This window comes from Sphingobacterium sp. UBA5639, assembly GCF_002421245.1.
Taxonomy (GTDB): domain Bacteria; phylum Bacteroidota; class Bacteroidia; order Sphingobacteriales; family Sphingobacteriaceae; genus Sphingobacterium; species Sphingobacterium multivorum.
Map to the genome: position 1 here is coordinate 15,100 of NZ_DIJR01000035.1, position 16,130 is coordinate 31,229.

Here is a 16,130-nt window from a genome sequence, read left to right on the forward strand (position 1 = left end):
AAATTTATAAATAGTCTTGGTTATACCGCATAAAAAACTCGGTTGCGGTCATGCCGGTTTTCTTTTTAAAAAAGCGTGCAAAACTGCTGGGTGACGCATAGCCCAGTTCATAGGCGATTGCATCGGTAGGCATTCCGTCTACAATATATTTCTTGGCGAGATCTAGCATGAATTCTATTTTCAGCTCTTGGGGACTCTGTCCATAGTAAAGTTGGATAAGCTGATGCAGATAGTCCATACTGATTCCGAGCTGCCAGGCAATATCTTCCAGTTTAAAATCCTGGCCAAGCTCGGCTACTGCCTGCTTAATAGCGGCATGGGCTTCTTTGGATTTGATGTGGGATTCCGAAATCTTGTCATATTCTTCAAAGATCTTTTCCTTCGATAGCTGGATCAGTTTCTTGATACCCCAGAGGATATTGACCTCACTGTCGAGGTCGCCTTTCTTGATTTTTGACGCAATGGTTTTTAGCAATGAAATAGTCCTGATGCCAGCACGGAAATCGATGCTGCACCACGAATTCGGATCTTGTTTTCGATAGGCATGGATCAAGGCGTGAAGAAACTGGAAGGGACGCTCATTGCCATCGCGGAAAATGCTGCCGCGGAAATAAAAGTTAACGAGGGTATACCTTCCGGCAGGAACATGGATTTCATAATCACTTCTGGTTAAGTAGAAGTAGCGCCCGCGATTGCAAGAGATGCTGTAACTGATGCGCTTCTGAACATCCCTGATCTGAATGGCACGATCTTCTGTCAAGAGATAAAAGATATGCATATCCGACGCTGTGACTTGCATCGGAATGACAATATCGGCAGGTATATGCAGATCCAATATATTGATGTAGCCGAGCATGCCGTCAAACTGCTGCAGGCAGGCCTGCCCATGTTGGTTTTCGTAATGTTGATAGTCCGCATTGGACATGCTTATGCTTGGCTTGAGCGTATCAGTTCTCGGACTGATCGGCTGGTCAAATACCTGTGCGATATCGATCTGTAGTGCTGTTTTCATAATGGTGTATAGGTCAATAAAAATCCCCCCGGTCAGGATTTCGGTATGATCGGGGGAAATGGTTTTTGGATAACGTAGGGTTGGATTACTGCTGCGGACCGGTGTAGGAAATCCAGATAAACAGCGGAGTGAACATCATCGTCGCCACACCATCCTGCCATTCATCGAGGCCGTCAACCATAAGCTCCTTAAAATCTGGATCATCATCATCTCCCTTGTCTTCTTTTTGAAATTGAAGTACGTTGCCCTGCATGAGATAATTGCTTATCGCTGTGCCAAGTTGTTTCCGAAATCCAGGTGAAAAATCATAGAGCTGCTCCACCTGATGGGGCTTCAAGTCAAAATTGTGTTCCATCCAGACTGCAAAATCGTCTTTAAGAAGTTGCATCTCGAGCGCGCGCTCCGCTAAGGGTAGCGCAAGAAGGGTGGCTACTTTTTGCGCCACACCTGGATTGTCAAAGTTCTCTTTCATACAAATTGTGTTTTTGCAAATATTTATTTAAATAGATCAAATTAGCAACCGCCCTGTCCTAACCTCCGGGGTTTTGGAGGATAATCTTCTTTTGGATGATTGAATTTTGCTTAATATTTGATTTTATTTAGTAAATTGGATCTGTAAACCAGTAGAAACCTAAGCCATTTAAGAGAGCTTGACATAGCATATGAAAGTATTAAAACTAACGGTGGAGAGTTTACTCATCTCCATGCTTTTTAATTTAATCGGAAATCACGGTATTTATCTGAATCGATTTTGGACACAGACCTATTGGATGTGGACGGTGGCATTTGCAATTGCGATTGGTGTTGCGGTCGTGTTCACGCAGATGTTTCTTGAAGCCTTTGGGACTTATTGGCAGAAGCGGTACCCTGATTTGATACTCATGAGCAAGGGGAGGGTCATGACCAAGAGTATACCCAAAGGTCAGCTCTGCTGTGCAATTCTTGCTACAACTATATCGATTCTATCGATTTATCTCTTCATTATCTATTGTTTCGCTTCTGTCCGCAGCGAAGATACGTACAGCTTGTTAAGAAGCTATCTGCTGCATTATATGCCTTTTATTGGTCTAGGCTTTATAGCCTACGTGATCTATGTTTTTCGTAACGGCAAATTATGGTGGCTAACAACTGAAAATGTGATGGCTTTGTTAGGGAAAGAGGTCATGTCGCAGGAAAACACAACAGATAGAGCGGGAACTATAGCACCTCCAAGTGCATTGGATAGGACTATCGTAATCGGATCACTCTATGATGTGCTGCATAAAGATTCGCCATTCAATTTAAATACCTTGCAGATGGATGCTGTACGTATGTTTGATGTGCCCTTTTATTTTTCCCAAAAAAGAAAAAAAGAAGTCGTCCTGATCAATGGTATCCGTTTGGAAGCCCATCATTTCATGCAGGAGCTAGAAAGGTTGGGGCTTGATAAATGGTATTTCCGCATCAATAAAACCTGTAGGGTAAATATGATGCACGTCCGTCAACCGATATTGCCAAATGCCACTTACCTGGAGTTTCGTAAGGAAGTGTTTGACAGCCTCAAGTTGAATATGACGGAATTGGAGATCAGCAACCTGCTGCAGATAACTGAATGGATGCGCAAAGAAAAAAAACTAAAGGATTTTTTGGATAACGTCAATAACCTGGAGCATGAGGGATGGGATAACCTTATTCGGCTCAATTGAATCATCCCACTTTATAAACTTAGATAGACCGAGCGCAGTAGACAACAGGTCTGCTGCTGCGCTGGATTTCGGCGGTTAGTCGAGCTAACCTTACCCGTTTATGTTTTTTGTAAAAGGATCTCCTGATCAACAGGATATCACCCCCCGTTTTGTGTCCAATGCGACAGCTATTCACCTTAAAATCCACTATTCTTTTCAATTAAAATCAGGCATCGGATATACGCCCTTAGCGGCCAAGCTGGACCGTATCCTCGACCTGCTGCAAGAACAGCAGTATACGGAGCTCCACAAGCTGACCGGTACAATGACCATCCACGAAGTCGCCTATTTTTTGAGCAAAAGTGTGCGCACCATCGAGCGCCGTATCGCCAAAGGCCTGCTCAAAGCCACCTATAAAGAGGGTAATGCGGATCTCTTTCTCAAAAAAGATGTGGTGCAGCTGTATGTGGCCGAATATAAAAAATGGCCGCGGCAAATGCCTTAAATCCCTACACTATTCGTACCTGCTTCGTATTGTCTTCGGGGCTGCATGTAAAAGCAGCCACTGTTAATCCGTTGCTGAACAGTATTTCCCTGTTCGGAGACTGGTGAAGGTCTGGTCAGTATCTGTACAAGATCTATTGCTGATCCGAAGCAGGTACGAATCAGGTGCGAAGCAAAGGCCCGAGACTGCTGCACAAACCCGTAGTTTTTGAAGTGCCAGACGGCGGTGTACCTGGAATATGCCCGATTGCCTCCGACAACACGCCGACAAAAGACGGGCTGCCGCCGACGAGTCTCCGCCAACCTGTTTTATGCTATTGACAAGGGGCTATGTGATGTGGTATGTTTGTCGAAGTAAAGCAATACATACCGGTATAAATGAAAGCTTTATGGGGTTTAACTTTTTAAAAAAAATAACAACATGGCAACAATCAACAATGGTGTAATCGGAAGAGCAAGTGGTAAAGTGGGCGCTGTGATAGCTTCGTCCTGGAAATCCATCAACTACCTCAAAGGCCTGCCCAAAAAGCGGACGAAAGGGATGTCCGAAGAACAGCTGATCCAACAGGACCGTTTCCTGAAAATCTCCAAATTTCTGATGCCGATCACGCCGATCCTGCAGGTGGGGTTTGGGCTTTCCAAAACCGAAAAGATGACGCCCACAAACGTGGCACTGCAGCTCAACATCGCACAGGCGGTAAGCGGTACTTATCCAAACTTTAGCTTGGATTACAGCAAGATCGAAATCAGTACGGGCTCTTACCTCAACGGCGGCGGCATGGAGGCTGCTGTGGATAATGGAATTCTTTCTATCTACTGGGATACCATCCTCAACAGCCTGTACAAGACCAAGGCCGATGATCAGGTCATTATCTTGGTCTATTCACCCGAAAAGGATGAATTTATGACGGCACCTACACCGCCCACCCGTGCTGCCGGTACGATAGACATCCAGATCCCGGCCCACCTGCTCGGTGGCAAGGGGCATGTCTGGATCTTCTTTACCGACCGCAAGGCCGAAAAGGTATCCAAAAGTACGTATTTGGGCGAATTTGACCTGGCTTAGCCACTGAAGGATTAATTGAACGGGAGGAGCATGTGGCTCCTCCTGATTTTTGAACACAAAACGATAAGACATGCTGGTGATTTCTGAGTTTAAAAAGCAGGTTACAGATCCGACACGTAGGGAGGCTGCGCAGGAGCGTTTTCGGCTGGCACGCCGGTTTTTGAATCCGCTGTACCCGCTCATCCGCAAAGGTTTTGCCCATAGCAAGTGCACGGTGCAGGCGGCTTTTGGCCGCGCCATGTCGCATACGCTGACGAATGTGATACAGGGGGAATATCCGGATTTTGAGGTAGTGCCCGCTCTCGCAAAAATAAGCAATGGCATGCTGTCTCCGCTCGCGGTGAATACCTGTGTACGTACGTCAAATACGATTCAGCTGAGCTGGGATGTAACCGAATCCAACATCAAAGATTATAACCAATGGGATGACCAGGTCATACTCTTTGCTTATGATATTATTGGCGAGCAGGCAGCCATCAATGAACAACAGGTGCTGCGCAAGGATCTCCAAATGACGATCGAGCTGCCATCCATCCTGCATGATCGGCCGGTGCACCTGTACCTGTTCCTACATGATCGTGACGAAAACCTGTACTCCAGAAGTCAGTACCTCGGTCTTTTCTAATTTAAATCTTGCGTATGAAATCAACGATAAAAGTACTTCGTACAAAACAGGGCAAGCATAGCACGCTGTCCGAGATCTACCTGAACAATCAATTTGTCTGCTACGGTCTGGAGAATATTCCGCGCCCCGTGAAGATTAGGGGCGAGACTGCCATACCTGTCGGGCATTATCCGCTGGGTTTTAACCGCGAGGGGGCAATGAATGGCCGTTACTACGACGCTTACCCAAAAATGCATCGCGGGATGTTAGAGATGCTTGATATTCCGAATTTTAGCTATGTCTACTTCCACAAAGGAAACAGCTACAAAGAGACTGCGGGCTGCATCCTGGTAGGCGCGCAATATGTACTGGAGGATGGTGATTATCGCCTGTTAGCCTCGGGTGTCGCCTACAAAAAGTTCTATCCGCTAGTGGTCGAACTAATGCTGCAGGGACTGGTCGAAGTACAGGTCGAGTGAGTAGCGGTTCCTGCTAAATAAATGATCATCCTTAAAAAAGTAAACATGAAACCATCATGATTTATTCAATCATATTGGGGAATGAATAAATCTGATAGCTTCATCTCAATTGAAAAACAAATTTATACAGATGAAAAAGATCTTCAATAAAGTAGGACAGGTGCTGCAGCTGCTGTTGGCGGCACCTGTTAAGCTGCCGGCTAAGGTGGGGAATGTATTAAAATACCTGGCCTTGGGGCTTGGTATTGTAGAAACGGTATTGGATGAGGCTAAATCACATTCCGAGATAGACGATGGCAAGGAGCCGCAGGAAGGGAAATACAATCCGGACGATGGCGAAAGGAATCAGTCGGCAATGGATGATACGATGTCGGCAGCTGAATCGCCTACCGATAAGGATGCTTCGGTGGGCGTCAGGGAGAATAAGTCCGTTAAAAATGGAAGCGAAAATACCGTAGAAAGGAGCGCGATGGATGAAAGTGAATGATATCCGCGTCTCGGCCATCGGCGGTACCATCTGTTCCATTTGGGCCAGTATCTCGTTGGGCGATGTATTGCAGACAGCCCTGACGGCTGCCTTGGGTACCCTGGTCAGTTTTGCCACAAGTAGGTTATTGGCGAAACTGGGTAAACGGAAAAGATGAGCAGAACAAAAAGGCGCACGGGATTGTGCGCCTTTTTGTAAAGCAATATCTTCATTAGTAAGGCAGAATCCTCAATATTTATCTTTTTTTTATTTCCGAGAACAGCCGATCGACATCTTCCTTAGCGAATAGCCCAGTTCCTTCCGCCATCGTCGTGGCCGAGCCACAGGCGATTCCCATTTGAAGGACATGCTCCAGATCTCCCTGTTGGGCTAAGACAGACACCATTCCGGCAACCATACTGTCACCTGCGCCCACCGTACTGCGTACCTTGACCAGTGGGGAAGGCAGCTGTATTCGTTCTGTTTTTGAATATAATATAGCGCCTTGAGCACCTAAAGAGACAACGATTAAAGTTGCTTTACCCTCCGAAATTAGCTGCTGGGCGGCCATATCCAGATCGGAATGCCCCAATTCCTCTTTTCCCACAAGCGCAGCAAGCTCGCCGGCATTTGGTTTGATCAAAAAGACACCTTCCTCCAGTGCAAGGCGAAGTGCATCGCCAGAGGTATCAATGATTATTTTACTGCCCTTCGTTTTGTACGTATTGATCAGCGATCGTTTAAACTCGGGCGGCATACCAGCGGGCATACTACCGCTGATAACGACAAAATCCGGAACATAGGTGATTTCCTCAATCGAAGTCCTGATCCCCTCCAGTTCGTTGGACTCAAACTGTTCGCCTGGCAACCCAAATCGATATTGCTGATTCGTTGCGCTGTCAACCACGATAAAGTTTTCGCGGGTCTCGCCGTTCACCCAAATAGGTTCTATAGCAATATCTTCCAGCTTCAATAAGCTTTCGAGTAAACTGCCTGTCTTTCCCCCGGATGTAAAAAGGGCTGTTGATGCCAAACCAAGTCTTTTCAATGCCCGAGATACGTTAATTCCCCCACCGCCTGGTTCATATACAGGCGCTTCACATCGTAATTTCTTTTCAGGAACGATATGTTGTACACGGGTACTCTTGTCTATGGATGGATTCAGGGTAATTGTTAAAATAGATTTTGCCATTTGTTTATGTTATAAATTTGAATCATTGCTGTTGGTAGACCAGGTCTTTGCTCAGGCAGTGTTCTTCCCAGGGTAGTGTTATAAGCCGACTATGGGCATTTTGGGGAATAATACTTTTTGATGTCGGCAGGTAAAAATGGTTTTTATTTCCACTGCTCAGGGTATCGCGTAGATCGGGGATTTTTTTGAGGCTGCGCTGCAAGGCCGCAAAAAATGCTTTTGCGGATTTGTCCGCTTGTTTCATGATCTGACGCAAGTGGATAATTTCCCTTGTCCGGTCAGTTTCATAGCCCCCGCTTCCTGCAATGGTATATTCGGCTACAGGTGAATCATAGAAGACACCTGAATCTACGCTGGTTTCCCGATCTGCAAAAGGGTAGGTGGATAGGTAAAACCCATGATAATCTGCTGATGAAAAGCTTTCCAAAAATGCCGACTGATTTTCTTTGCTATATTTTACAATATTGCGCTTTCCTGAACGACGGTTTATCGTCTCAACATAGGCCTGAGCCCGATGTTTTTCCATCGTTTCTCCGCAATGCTGAAAAAATAGCTCCGCGGGCACCGCGATCCAAAAATATTGACTCATTTTCTTTCCTGTATTTTATTTAATGCCCCCGTCGAATAGAAGGGTAAATATACGAAAAGAATCTCTTTAGTCCCCTTACAATCTAACAGCAATGCTACTGCTGGAATGCATGCTGTTCACTGAAATAGAATCACTTTTGGCCATGCGGCGCAATTTTAAATTCAAATTTAGTTCATATACTTTAAGAATTACTATCGATTACAAAATCAACCACGTACCGTATTCAGCAGATCGTGCGGATACCCGAGGCTAATGGAGCTTAAAGCATCTAGTTTGGTCAGCTCATCAGCTGTCAAATTAATTTCAGTAGCTGTCATACTTTGCTCAAATTGATTGCTATTGCGTGCTCCCAGTAATGGGAATGCCTCTTTTGATAAATTCCATGCAAACGCGATCTGACCGGGGCTTGCTTCATATTTTTCCGCGATTAATACCAGTTCATCAATGATCAGTTTGGTTTTCTCGTCCTCGGAATATTCAGCGCCAGAAGAATAGCTGATTCGCCCAGCTTCTCCTTTTCTATATTTTGCGGTCAGCAGGCCGCCAGCCATTGGCGAGTACATCATCACACCAAGACCAAATTCCTTTGCCATCGGGATCAGTTCACGGTCTGCGGTACGTTGTAATAAATTATATTCAATCTGTAAAGCACTGAGTTTTGTTGCTGATCCAATGGCCGACACCTTCCATGCCGGGAAATTAGTTAGTCCTGCATACACTATTTTTCCTTCGCTGACCAGATCTTGAAGTCCCATGGCTATTTCTTCCCATGGAGTTACGCCATCGTCATAATGAGGCATATAAATATCGATGTAGTCCGTCTTCAATCTTTTTAGAGTTTTTTCAACAGCCTGTCGCATAGATTTACGGTTATTCCCAAAATTACCGATCGCAGGGTTGGGATCACTACTTCGGGTATATTTTGAACAGATAATAAAATTGCTTCGCTGCCCCTCTAAAAAGTTGCCTACGATTTCTTCTGCCTCTCCAAATTGGTAAACATCCGATATATCGATAAAATTACCACCTGCATCAGCATAAGCTGTTAAAATCTTTTTTGACTCTTCGGGATCGGCTCCGTAACCTTTTCTGGTTCCAAAGTTGGCAGCTCCTAAAATTATTTCACTGGCATGCAGTCCTGTTTTTGATCCAAATAACTTGTATTTCATATTTTTATATTTACTTTGTTGCAAAGTTAAGGGCATAAAGTAACCGTGTCAATTACGGATAAATTTATCTATACCCACTTTATGCCTTCGTAAAATATAGCAGCTATGTATGAAAAAAAGCTTCCGATCAATTTAGATTGCGGTTTACATCTGTTCCTACAAGTGGTTCAGGGAAAATGGAAAATAAACCTGCTCTGGGCCATACATTCAGGTATCAAGCGTCCGGGTGAACTGCAGCGGAAAATCCCCAATGCAACCCGCCGTGTACTTGATGCGCAGCTTGGCCAATTGATTGAACATGGATTAATCAATAAAGTCGTCTTTGATCAGCTTCCGCTGAAAGTCGAATATGAACTGACTGGGCTCGGTGAAAGCCTTATACCAGTCATCGCGGTAACAGCCCAATGGGGTGAGGATCACAGAAATGAATTGGAAAAGATTTTATGAGAAATCCCGCTCGATAGGGGATGTGCATGCGTCCATATCGGAACCCATAAGTTATATTTCTATTCCTTACTATAAGGCTAGGCATTTCTATATGAAATCCGTATATACAGGGGAGTCGGTTCTGCTTCAGGTTCTCCATCTAGCCATTCCTCGACCCCGTATATACAAAGCTCTGTGAAATCTGGATCCTCATCTTTCTTTTCGTCTTTTCGAACTTGAAGTACATGGTCCTCCATGAGGTAATTGCTGATCGCAATGCCAAGTTTTTGACTAAGCTCAGCGGGAAGTTGGTTAAGTTTATCCGCCTGATTGGAGCCTAGATTAAAGTTGTGCTCCATCCAGTCCACAAAATTATCTCTCATAAGCTGCAGCGCTAGTGCGCGATCTACCCTAGGTAGCGCGAGAAGTGTGGCAACTTTAGCTGCCAAACCAAACTCGTCTAAGTTTTCTTTCATAAAAATTCTCTTTTGGCAAATATTTATTTTAAAGATTACTTAAACGAATGCCAAGGAATAACCTCCGTGATTTTGGAGGATAATCTTCTTTTTGAAGATTCAATTTTGCTTAATACTTGATTAATTTTAATAAATTAGATGTTCAAACAATATAAACCTTAGTCTAATAACAGTATTTGGTGGAATGATATGAAAATGTTAAGATTATTCGTTGAGAGCTTTTTTGTCTCTTCGATTTTTAATTTAATTGCAAATAATGGATTTAAGTTAAATAGAATTTGGACGCCAGCCTATTGGACTTGGACATTAGCATTTGCTTTGGCAATAGTCGTTGCTGCGCTGCTCATTCGTGTTCGGCTGAAAGTTTTGTGGATCCATTGGCAGAAAAAATATCCGGAATTGCAACTCTTTAGAAGGGGACGCTTGCAGACCAATAGTTTGCCAGTATCAGAACTGTTATGGGCCATTCTGTCCACATCCTTAGCACTTTTAATGGTCTATCTCTGCTTTATCTATCTAATCGCTTTTGTACGTAGCGGTAGTACGTATATGTTTTTTATAAATTATTTGTTCCATTATATGCCTCTTGTTGCTACAGGATGCTTGGTCTACGTAAGCTATGTTTTTATCAGAGGACAATTATGGTGGTTTACGCCAACAAACGCATTGACGCTTTTCAGCGATCTGTTACCAGAAAAAACAGTTCCTGTAGAAAAAGTGGTCACCATACTCCCTCCAAGCGAATTGGATAAAAGTATCCCAATCGGATCACTTTATGATGTGCTTTACATCCAAGCTCGATTCGATCTAAGTGCATTGCGAAAAGATGTTGTTCGTATGTTTGATGTTCCTTTCTATTTTTCTAAAAGAGGAGAAAAACAAGTTGTACTGATTGATGGTACGCGATTAGAGGCCGGTCGTTTTTTGCAGGAGCTAGAAAAAAGAGGGCTTGACAAATGGTTTTTCCGTATAAGTAGCACCTGTAGAGTGAATATGATGCATATCCATTTTCCAATTTCGCCTAATGCGTCTCAACTGGAGTTTCGTAAGGAGGTGTTTCAATGCCTGCGGTTGAACATGACGGAAATGGAGATCGGAAACCTGCTTCTGGTAAACGAATGGATGCGAAAAGAAAAAAAGCTAAAAGATTTTTTGGATAACGCACATAATCTGCGGCATAAGGGCTGGGATCAACTTATACCATTGAACTGATAAATTCTGCTATGATAAAGATCAAACGGGTATATTTCAAATATAGTGCATCATTTCCCTGACCGACTATGCATTTAAAAAACAATTTGGCTACAGTCCGAAAAGCCTACCCAATACCGAAAAGTCCACCTAATATTTAAAGGACTAAGCGGCCTTCTGCACTTCTTTTTGTGAAGGCAAACCCCTTAAATTGGCCCCGTCACTTGGTTTAATTTTGAAATATTCGATTAAGGATAGCAGGGATAAGCCAGCAATTAACTGCAAGGCCAAACTGAAATCCCGCATCTGATAAACGGTATCCTGATAATAGCTGCTTGCAAGGTGAAGTGTTACCGCTCCCAGGGCGATACCCATACCCAGTGCCATTTGCTGTGCCGTATTGTACAACGTATTCGCATTGCTGAGCTGTCCATTGGGTACGTCTGCGTAGGCCAACGTATTCAGGCTTGTAAATTGGAGCGACCGGGTAAGCCCCGAGAAAAAGAATACGATGGCCACAAGCCAGATTGGCGTTTGCAGGGAAAGCAGGGAAAGTCCGGCCGTAAAAATTGTTAAAATAATACCGTTCCCAATCAAAACCCTACGGAAGTCAAACCGTCGTGTTATCCAAATGGCTACGGGCTTCATGCTCATACTGCCCAGCATGTTGGCCATATAGAGGAGGCCTGCATGAAATGGGCTCAGTCCGAAACCCAGCTGTAGCATAAGGGGCAAGATAAAAGGAGCAACATTGATCACCATACGGGTAATCGAGCCGGAATAGACTGTAACCCGGAAAGTCTTTATTTTGAGGATACGATAATCGATCAAGGGGTACTGTATACGTTTGGAGTGCCATACCGCAATAGCCATCAGGGCAAAGCTTGCCAGGATAGTGACAAGCGGTTTGGTATAATCTCCGTTGGCAGCGCCGATCATTTCGGTACCCAGCATGATGCCGGCGAGGCCAATCCCGCTGATTAAAAAACCGATAATATCAAGTGGACGGCTATTTTCAGATTCCATTGCCGGAATAAATGTATGCACGGCCCACAGCGCAAATACGCCGAAGGGTATGTTGATAAAGAAAATCCAGTGCCAGCTAAAATAGGTCGTAAAAAATCCACCCAGTACGGGGCCAACAATAGGGCCTAATAATCCGGCCCAGGCAATATAACCGATCGCATCGACCAGATCTTTCTTTGCCGTATGCTTCAGTACGATGAGACGACCAACCGGAACCATAAGTGCTCCGGCTGTACCCTGGCAGATGCGCGCTATAACGAAAGATGTCAAGTTGGTACTCAGTCCACAAGCGATCGACGAAAGTATAAATCCTATAATTGCGGTATTGAACACTTTTTTTGCGCCGTAGCGGTCGGCGATCCAGCCACTGATCGGTATAAATACGGCCAGCATGACGGTGTATGAAGTAATGCCCGCACTGAGGTGTACAACATTACTCTCAAAATCATGTGCCATTTTGGGTAAGGCCGTGGATATCGCTGTGGTGTCGAGCATCTCCATAAACAGTGTGCCACCAACAATGAGCGATATGATGCGTGATTCTTTCTTCATTTTGCTCTTCTTCAATCCCGAACGGGATACATGTGCGACAAAAGTAAGCCTATCGGAAAAAAGAAAAGTCATTTAAAGGCAATTAAATGACCAACATGTATCGGCAAGGGACAAAGGAAATGGACTCGCTAATAACGAGGTTATTTTGACATGGCCTCCAGCACTTTTAAATGCGATCTAAATGCTGTCCAGAAGCTTCGAAACTCGTTGTATTGTATTTTATATTCCTTGCAGGTCTGCTTCACAATCCGATTGAGCGCAGGATAATGAACATGGCTGATCTTTGGAAAAAGGTGATGTTCAACCTGAAAATTGAGGCCGCCAAGCAACCAGGTAAGTGCTTTGCTGCCCGTAGCAAAATTTGCGGTGGACTGAATCTGATGAATCATCCATTCTTCCTCGACCTTTGACTGGTCAATGGTTTTGAATTCGGTTTCTTCCACCACATGGGCCAGCTGGAATACGGTGGCCAGACTCATACCACACACAATACCAGAAATCAGCAAACCGATAAGTGTGGGCAGCCACCCGACGAAAATGATCGGAAGGATGACAAATAAGCTGAAGTGAATGAGCTTACTGACCCCAAAAATAATACGCTCTTTGACCGGAAAATGAAATTGCTCGGTTTTATGTCCCATGCGTCCACGGAAATATTTCTCATAATCTTGATAAAAGATCCACGCTAAATAGGAGATTCCATAGAGAAGCGGAAAATAAAAACGCTGATAGCGATGGTGTTTCCGAAGTTTTTGGTCGTGGTGTATACGCATAAACTTGACTTCGATATCGTGATCTTCGCCATCGATATTTGTATAGGTATGGTGTGCAATATTATGTTTGAGCTTCCAAAAGTAGATATTGCCGCCCAGTAGATTGAGCGAGTAGGACAGCACAGTGTTAAGGTTTTTATTGTCTGAAAAAGAATTGTGACCAGCATCGTGCATAATGTTAAAACCAATCGCAGCGAGATTAGCTCCGAAAATGATACATAATGCTATTGAAATACTCCAATGCAAAGGTGCGAATACCAGAAGGAGATACAATACCGCAAAGCTGATCAGGAGGATAGAGGCTTTAAGATAGATCTTACCATTCCCGGTTCTTGGCTGAAGTGAATTTTGAAAATAGTTATTAATTTTTTGTTTTAACGTTTTAGAGAACAATGTATTGACATTGCTGAATTTTACTGACTGGGACATTGGGTTTTTACTCGAGAAATATTCTTAATTTTTATTACGTTCGATCTTGAGCGATAGAACAATGTAAATGTACCATATAAAATTTGAAATATCGCGGTCGTAAAGTTAAAGATTGTTAAAGGTCAATTTACCGGAGAACAGGTCAGCGGGATTAACACTAAAATTTATTTATTACTGTTCTGTCAATTAAACGATTGCCTGAATGCTAAAGGTGAAACATTGGTTTTTTTCTTAAACAGTTTGTTGAACGATTGCGGATGTTCAAAACCGAGCTTATAGGCAATTTCGGCCACGGAAAGGCTTGTCGCCGTAAGTTGTTCCTTGGCTTCTTCAATTAACTTATCGTGAATGTGCTGCTGTGTGTTTTTACCGGTAACGGAACGTAGCAAATCGCTTAAATATCGTGCTGATACATGGAGGCTTTCGGCTAAATACTCTACGGTTGGAAGCCCCTGTTTTAAGGTTTCTTCGCTGTCGAAATAATCGTCCAGCAATTTTTCCAATTGGGTCAGCAGCGCATGGTTAACCGCTTTTCGAGTAATGAATTGACGCTCATAGAAACGGTTGCTGTATTGCAAGAGCATATCTATTTGCGACAAAATAATGTCTTGGGTATGCTTGTCGATATGCTGATATTCTTGTTCGATTTTAAGAAAAATTTCTATAATGTCTTTTTCTTCCCGTTCGGAGAGATGTAACGCTTCGTTAAGCGCATACGAAAAGAAATTGTAGTTTTTTATTTTGGTGGTCAGGGGATGGGTATACAAAAAATCAGGGTGGAATAGCAGCATGTAACCTTTTCCGCATTCGACATTCATCTTTCTGATTTCGGCAATCGTTAACGATTGAATCTGCTTGGGCGCAATAAAATTCATTGTTCCTTTGTCGAAATCGTAATACTGTTGGCCGTACTTTATTTTTGCAGTAACATCTTTTTTGAGCGAAATACTGTAAAAATTCACGTAGAACTGCTCCCAGATGTCGCTTTCATCGGGTTTAATTCCAGCTACATCAATTACACTGACGAGCGGATGTAATGGGGCCGGCAAGGACAATTGCCGATGAAATTCGGATATGGAATTGATACTATGCATCCTGTTTTTGTTATACAAATTTACAAAAAACAACTGCCTCGCAAGGCAGTTGCTGATTTAAAAATTAGGCCTCAAATTGTTTTGCAATTTCCTGTCTGAACGCTTCTTTTCCGATTTGTAATCGTCTTTCATAGAGTGCGTGTGCATCTTCGCATGCCAGATAACGTACCTGATCTTTATTGTCTGTGGCGGCTTCATACACCACTTGGGCAATTTGCTCGGCTGTGGATGCATTTTGCATCATCAGACCCATTTGTTCGAACAGTTTGTCTTCAATGTCCTGATAGTCCGAAGCTCGGTTTAGATCCAAAGAACGACCTGCAAAATCTGTCGCTATTCCTCCCGGAGCAACTGTTTTGATGGCTATTCCAAATTTTTTCAGTTCAAAGGACATGCTTTCGCTCCAGCCCTCCAAGGCGAATTTTGTGGCATGATACATCGAATGTAACGGGAACCCCATAAATCCACCAATTGATGTGGTTGAAATAAATAAACCACTTTTCTGTGCTCTAAAATGGGGGATAAAGGCTTGTGTAACCCGCAATACACCCAACAGATTCGTGTTGATTTGGCGAAGTATCTTTTCGTCGCTCAACGTTTCAAAGGCACCCATTAAACCATAACCTGCATTATTGAAAACGACATCAATGTTACTTATAGCGATCGCTTTTGCTACAGTTTCTTTGATCTGGGCCGGATCGGTAACATCCAATTTTAATAGCCTGATGTTTTCGATCCCGGTAAGTTCGGTTTCATTTTCAGGATTTCGCATGGTTGCGATCACATTCCAACCCGCCTGTTGAAATAATTTGGCAGTTGCTTTTCCCAAACCGGAAGAAGCTCCTGTAATGAAAATTGTCTTTTGCATGCTGTTATTGTTTGATTCCATACCACAAATGTCTAAAGAAGGCATCGGGTAACTGTTGCCAAATTGAGCTTGATTGTAGCCAAAATGACGAAATCAAAATGTGTGAAAAAAATCATCGCCAATGGAGCAGGAAATTCATCGACTTTGGCACGATTATTTGTTGATATTCGTTATAAAAACGATGCAATGTTAAGCTGATTTTTGCTCAATTTTATACTTTTTGGCGTATTCGTATTGGCGTAATTGCTGTATTTTAAAAATTTTAGAAGATCTATATTTATGCAAGGCACAATTGACGGGATAAGCGGGGAACCACATCGTTCACAGGTGTTCCGTTTAACTTACAAAGGACAGGATTATCAACTGGTGTTGTTGAAAAAGTCTTTATCAAAGCTCGATACGGAATTGCCAATTTCGCTTGATGGAATTGATCAAAAAATCGTAAAAAAAGGCGACCACTGGTTTTTTGAAAATAGACACTCCGATCAGCATTTTGCGACAGAAATCTGGCGCAATTTATCGCTTCGATATCGCCTTTAAGGTAAAAATT

The 16,130-nt window shown here is 43.4% G+C and carries 20 protein-coding genes; 10 read left to right on the forward strand and 10 right to left on the reverse strand.

All coding sequences use genetic code 11. The features are described from left to right. Positions 1–4 precede the first annotated feature (4 nt). Both B4Z90_RS22110 and B4Z90_RS22115 read right to left on the reverse strand, forming a co-directional pair. Complete coding sequence (locus B4Z90_RS22110) at positions 5–1,012, reverse strand: helix-turn-helix domain-containing protein (RefSeq protein WP_112376320.1); 1,008 nt, start codon at positions 1,010–1,012, stop codon at positions 5–7. 85 nt (positions 1,013–1,097) lie between these two features. After that, on the reverse strand, positions 1,098–1,484 hold the full coding sequence (locus B4Z90_RS22115; protein ID WP_286803293.1) for a hypothetical protein: 387 nt from the start codon (positions 1,482–1,484) through the stop codon (positions 1,098–1,100). 190 nt (positions 1,485–1,674) lie between these two features. On the opposite strand from B4Z90_RS22115, the gene B4Z90_RS22120 reads away from it, so the two are divergent. The 7 genes from B4Z90_RS22120 to B4Z90_RS22150 all read left to right on the forward strand — a co-directional run bounded on the left by B4Z90_RS22120 (position 1,675) and on the right by B4Z90_RS22150 (position 5,973). After that, positions 1,675–2,697 (forward strand): hypothetical protein, encoded by a 1,023-nt coding sequence (locus tag B4Z90_RS22120; RefSeq protein ID WP_112376322.1) that lies wholly within the window; start codon positions 1,675–1,677, stop codon positions 2,695–2,697. Between the two features lie 100 nt (positions 2,698–2,797). Then, positions 2,798–3,181, forward strand: a complete 384-nt coding sequence (locus tag B4Z90_RS22125; RefSeq protein WP_070561185.1) for a hypothetical protein — start codon at positions 2,798–2,800, stop codon at positions 3,179–3,181. Positions 3,182–3,601: 420 nt separating this feature from the next. Then, the gene (locus B4Z90_RS22130) at positions 3,602–4,246 is read left to right on the forward strand and encodes a DUF6266 family protein (RefSeq protein WP_070561184.1); all 645 of its coding nucleotides are present in this window, start codon (positions 3,602–3,604) and stop codon (positions 4,244–4,246) included. A 70-nt stretch (positions 4,247–4,316) separates the two neighbouring features. Then, positions 4,317–4,871 (forward strand): DUF6266 family protein, encoded by a 555-nt coding sequence (locus tag B4Z90_RS22135; RefSeq protein WP_286803296.1) that lies wholly within the window; start codon positions 4,317–4,319, stop codon positions 4,869–4,871. 14 nt (positions 4,872–4,885) lie between these two features. Beyond that, a complete protein-coding gene (locus tag B4Z90_RS22140; protein ID WP_070561182.1) occupies positions 4,886–5,329 on the forward strand; it encodes a DUF5675 family protein in 444 nt (147 codons plus the stop codon). Positions 5,330–5,459: 130 nt separating this feature from the next. Beyond that, positions 5,460–5,816 (forward strand): hypothetical protein, encoded by a 357-nt coding sequence (locus B4Z90_RS22145; protein ID WP_112376323.1) that lies wholly within the window; start codon positions 5,460–5,462, stop codon positions 5,814–5,816. After that, positions 5,803–5,973 carry a hypothetical protein gene (locus B4Z90_RS22150; protein ID WP_172462506.1) on the forward strand — a complete coding sequence of 57 codons (171 nt, stop codon included), beginning with the start codon at positions 5,803–5,805 and terminating at the stop codon, positions 5,971–5,973. Before B4Z90_RS22145 ends, B4Z90_RS22150 begins: the two co-directional genes overlap by 14 nt. 78 nt (positions 5,974–6,051) lie before the next feature. On the opposite strand, the gene B4Z90_RS22155 is transcribed toward B4Z90_RS22150, so the two are convergent. The 3 genes from B4Z90_RS22155 to B4Z90_RS22165 all read right to left on the reverse strand — a co-directional run bounded on the left by B4Z90_RS22155 (position 6,052) and on the right by B4Z90_RS22165 (position 8,745). Further along, positions 6,052–6,987, reverse strand: coding sequence for a 1-phosphofructokinase family hexose kinase (locus B4Z90_RS22155; RefSeq protein WP_112376324.1), 936 nt, complete (start codon positions 6,985–6,987; stop codon positions 6,052–6,054). A 22-nt stretch (positions 6,988–7,009) separates the two neighbouring features. Beyond that, positions 7,010–7,576: a hypothetical protein gene (locus B4Z90_RS22160; RefSeq protein WP_112376325.1), complete on the reverse strand. Its 567-nt coding sequence runs from the start codon at positions 7,574–7,576 to the stop codon at positions 7,010–7,012. 206 nt (positions 7,577–7,782) lie between these two features. Continuing rightward, the gene (locus tag B4Z90_RS22165; protein WP_286803300.1) at positions 7,783–8,745 is read right to left on the reverse strand and encodes an aldo/keto reductase; all 963 of its coding nucleotides are present in this window, start codon (positions 8,743–8,745) and stop codon (positions 7,783–7,785) included. A 105-nt stretch (positions 8,746–8,850) separates the two neighbouring features. Between B4Z90_RS22165 and B4Z90_RS22170 the strand changes: the two genes are divergently transcribed. After that, entirely contained in the window at positions 8,851–9,192 is a 342-nt protein-coding gene (locus tag B4Z90_RS22170; RefSeq protein WP_112376326.1) for a winged helix-turn-helix transcriptional regulator, read from the forward strand. A 77-nt stretch (positions 9,193–9,269) separates the two neighbouring features. Here B4Z90_RS22170 and B4Z90_RS22175 read toward each other — a convergent pair whose 3' ends face one another. Then, a complete protein-coding gene (locus B4Z90_RS22175; protein WP_112376327.1) occupies positions 9,270–9,647 on the reverse strand; it encodes a hypothetical protein in 378 nt (125 codons plus the stop codon). A gap of 195 nt (positions 9,648–9,842) precedes the next feature. On the opposite strand from B4Z90_RS22175, the gene B4Z90_RS22180 reads away from it, so the two are divergent. Beyond that, the gene (locus B4Z90_RS22180; protein ID WP_112376328.1) at positions 9,843–10,859 is read left to right on the forward strand and encodes a hypothetical protein; all 1,017 of its coding nucleotides are present in this window, start codon (positions 9,843–9,845) and stop codon (positions 10,857–10,859) included. Positions 10,860–11,003: 144 nt separating this feature from the next. Here B4Z90_RS22180 and B4Z90_RS22185 read toward each other — a convergent pair whose 3' ends face one another. From B4Z90_RS22185 to B4Z90_RS22200, 4 genes are all read right to left on the reverse strand, one after another. Further along, positions 11,004–12,488 carry a DHA2 family efflux MFS transporter permease subunit gene (locus tag B4Z90_RS22185; protein ID WP_204991100.1) on the reverse strand — a complete coding sequence of 495 codons (1,485 nt, stop codon included), beginning with the start codon at positions 12,486–12,488 and terminating at the stop codon, positions 11,004–11,006. Positions 12,489–12,556: 68 nt separating this feature from the next. Next, positions 12,557–13,618, reverse strand: coding sequence for a fatty acid desaturase family protein (locus B4Z90_RS22190; protein WP_204991101.1), 1,062 nt, complete (start codon positions 13,616–13,618; stop codon positions 12,557–12,559). 182 nt (positions 13,619–13,800) lie between these two features. Continuing rightward, complete coding sequence (locus B4Z90_RS22195; RefSeq protein ID WP_286768085.1) at positions 13,801–14,712, reverse strand: helix-turn-helix domain-containing protein; 912 nt, start codon at positions 14,710–14,712, stop codon at positions 13,801–13,803. A 64-nt stretch (positions 14,713–14,776) separates the two neighbouring features. Next, positions 14,777–15,601 carry an SDR family oxidoreductase gene (locus tag B4Z90_RS22200; protein ID WP_286803302.1) on the reverse strand — a complete coding sequence of 275 codons (825 nt, stop codon included), beginning with the start codon at positions 15,599–15,601 and terminating at the stop codon, positions 14,777–14,779. Between the two features lie 258 nt (positions 15,602–15,859). Here B4Z90_RS22200 and B4Z90_RS22205 point away from each other — a divergent pair, with 258 nt between their 5' ends. Then, positions 15,860–16,120: a hypothetical protein gene (locus B4Z90_RS22205; RefSeq protein WP_112376336.1), complete on the forward strand. Its 261-nt coding sequence runs from the start codon at positions 15,860–15,862 to the stop codon at positions 16,118–16,120. The last annotated feature ends 10 nt before the right edge of the window (positions 16,121–16,130 follow it).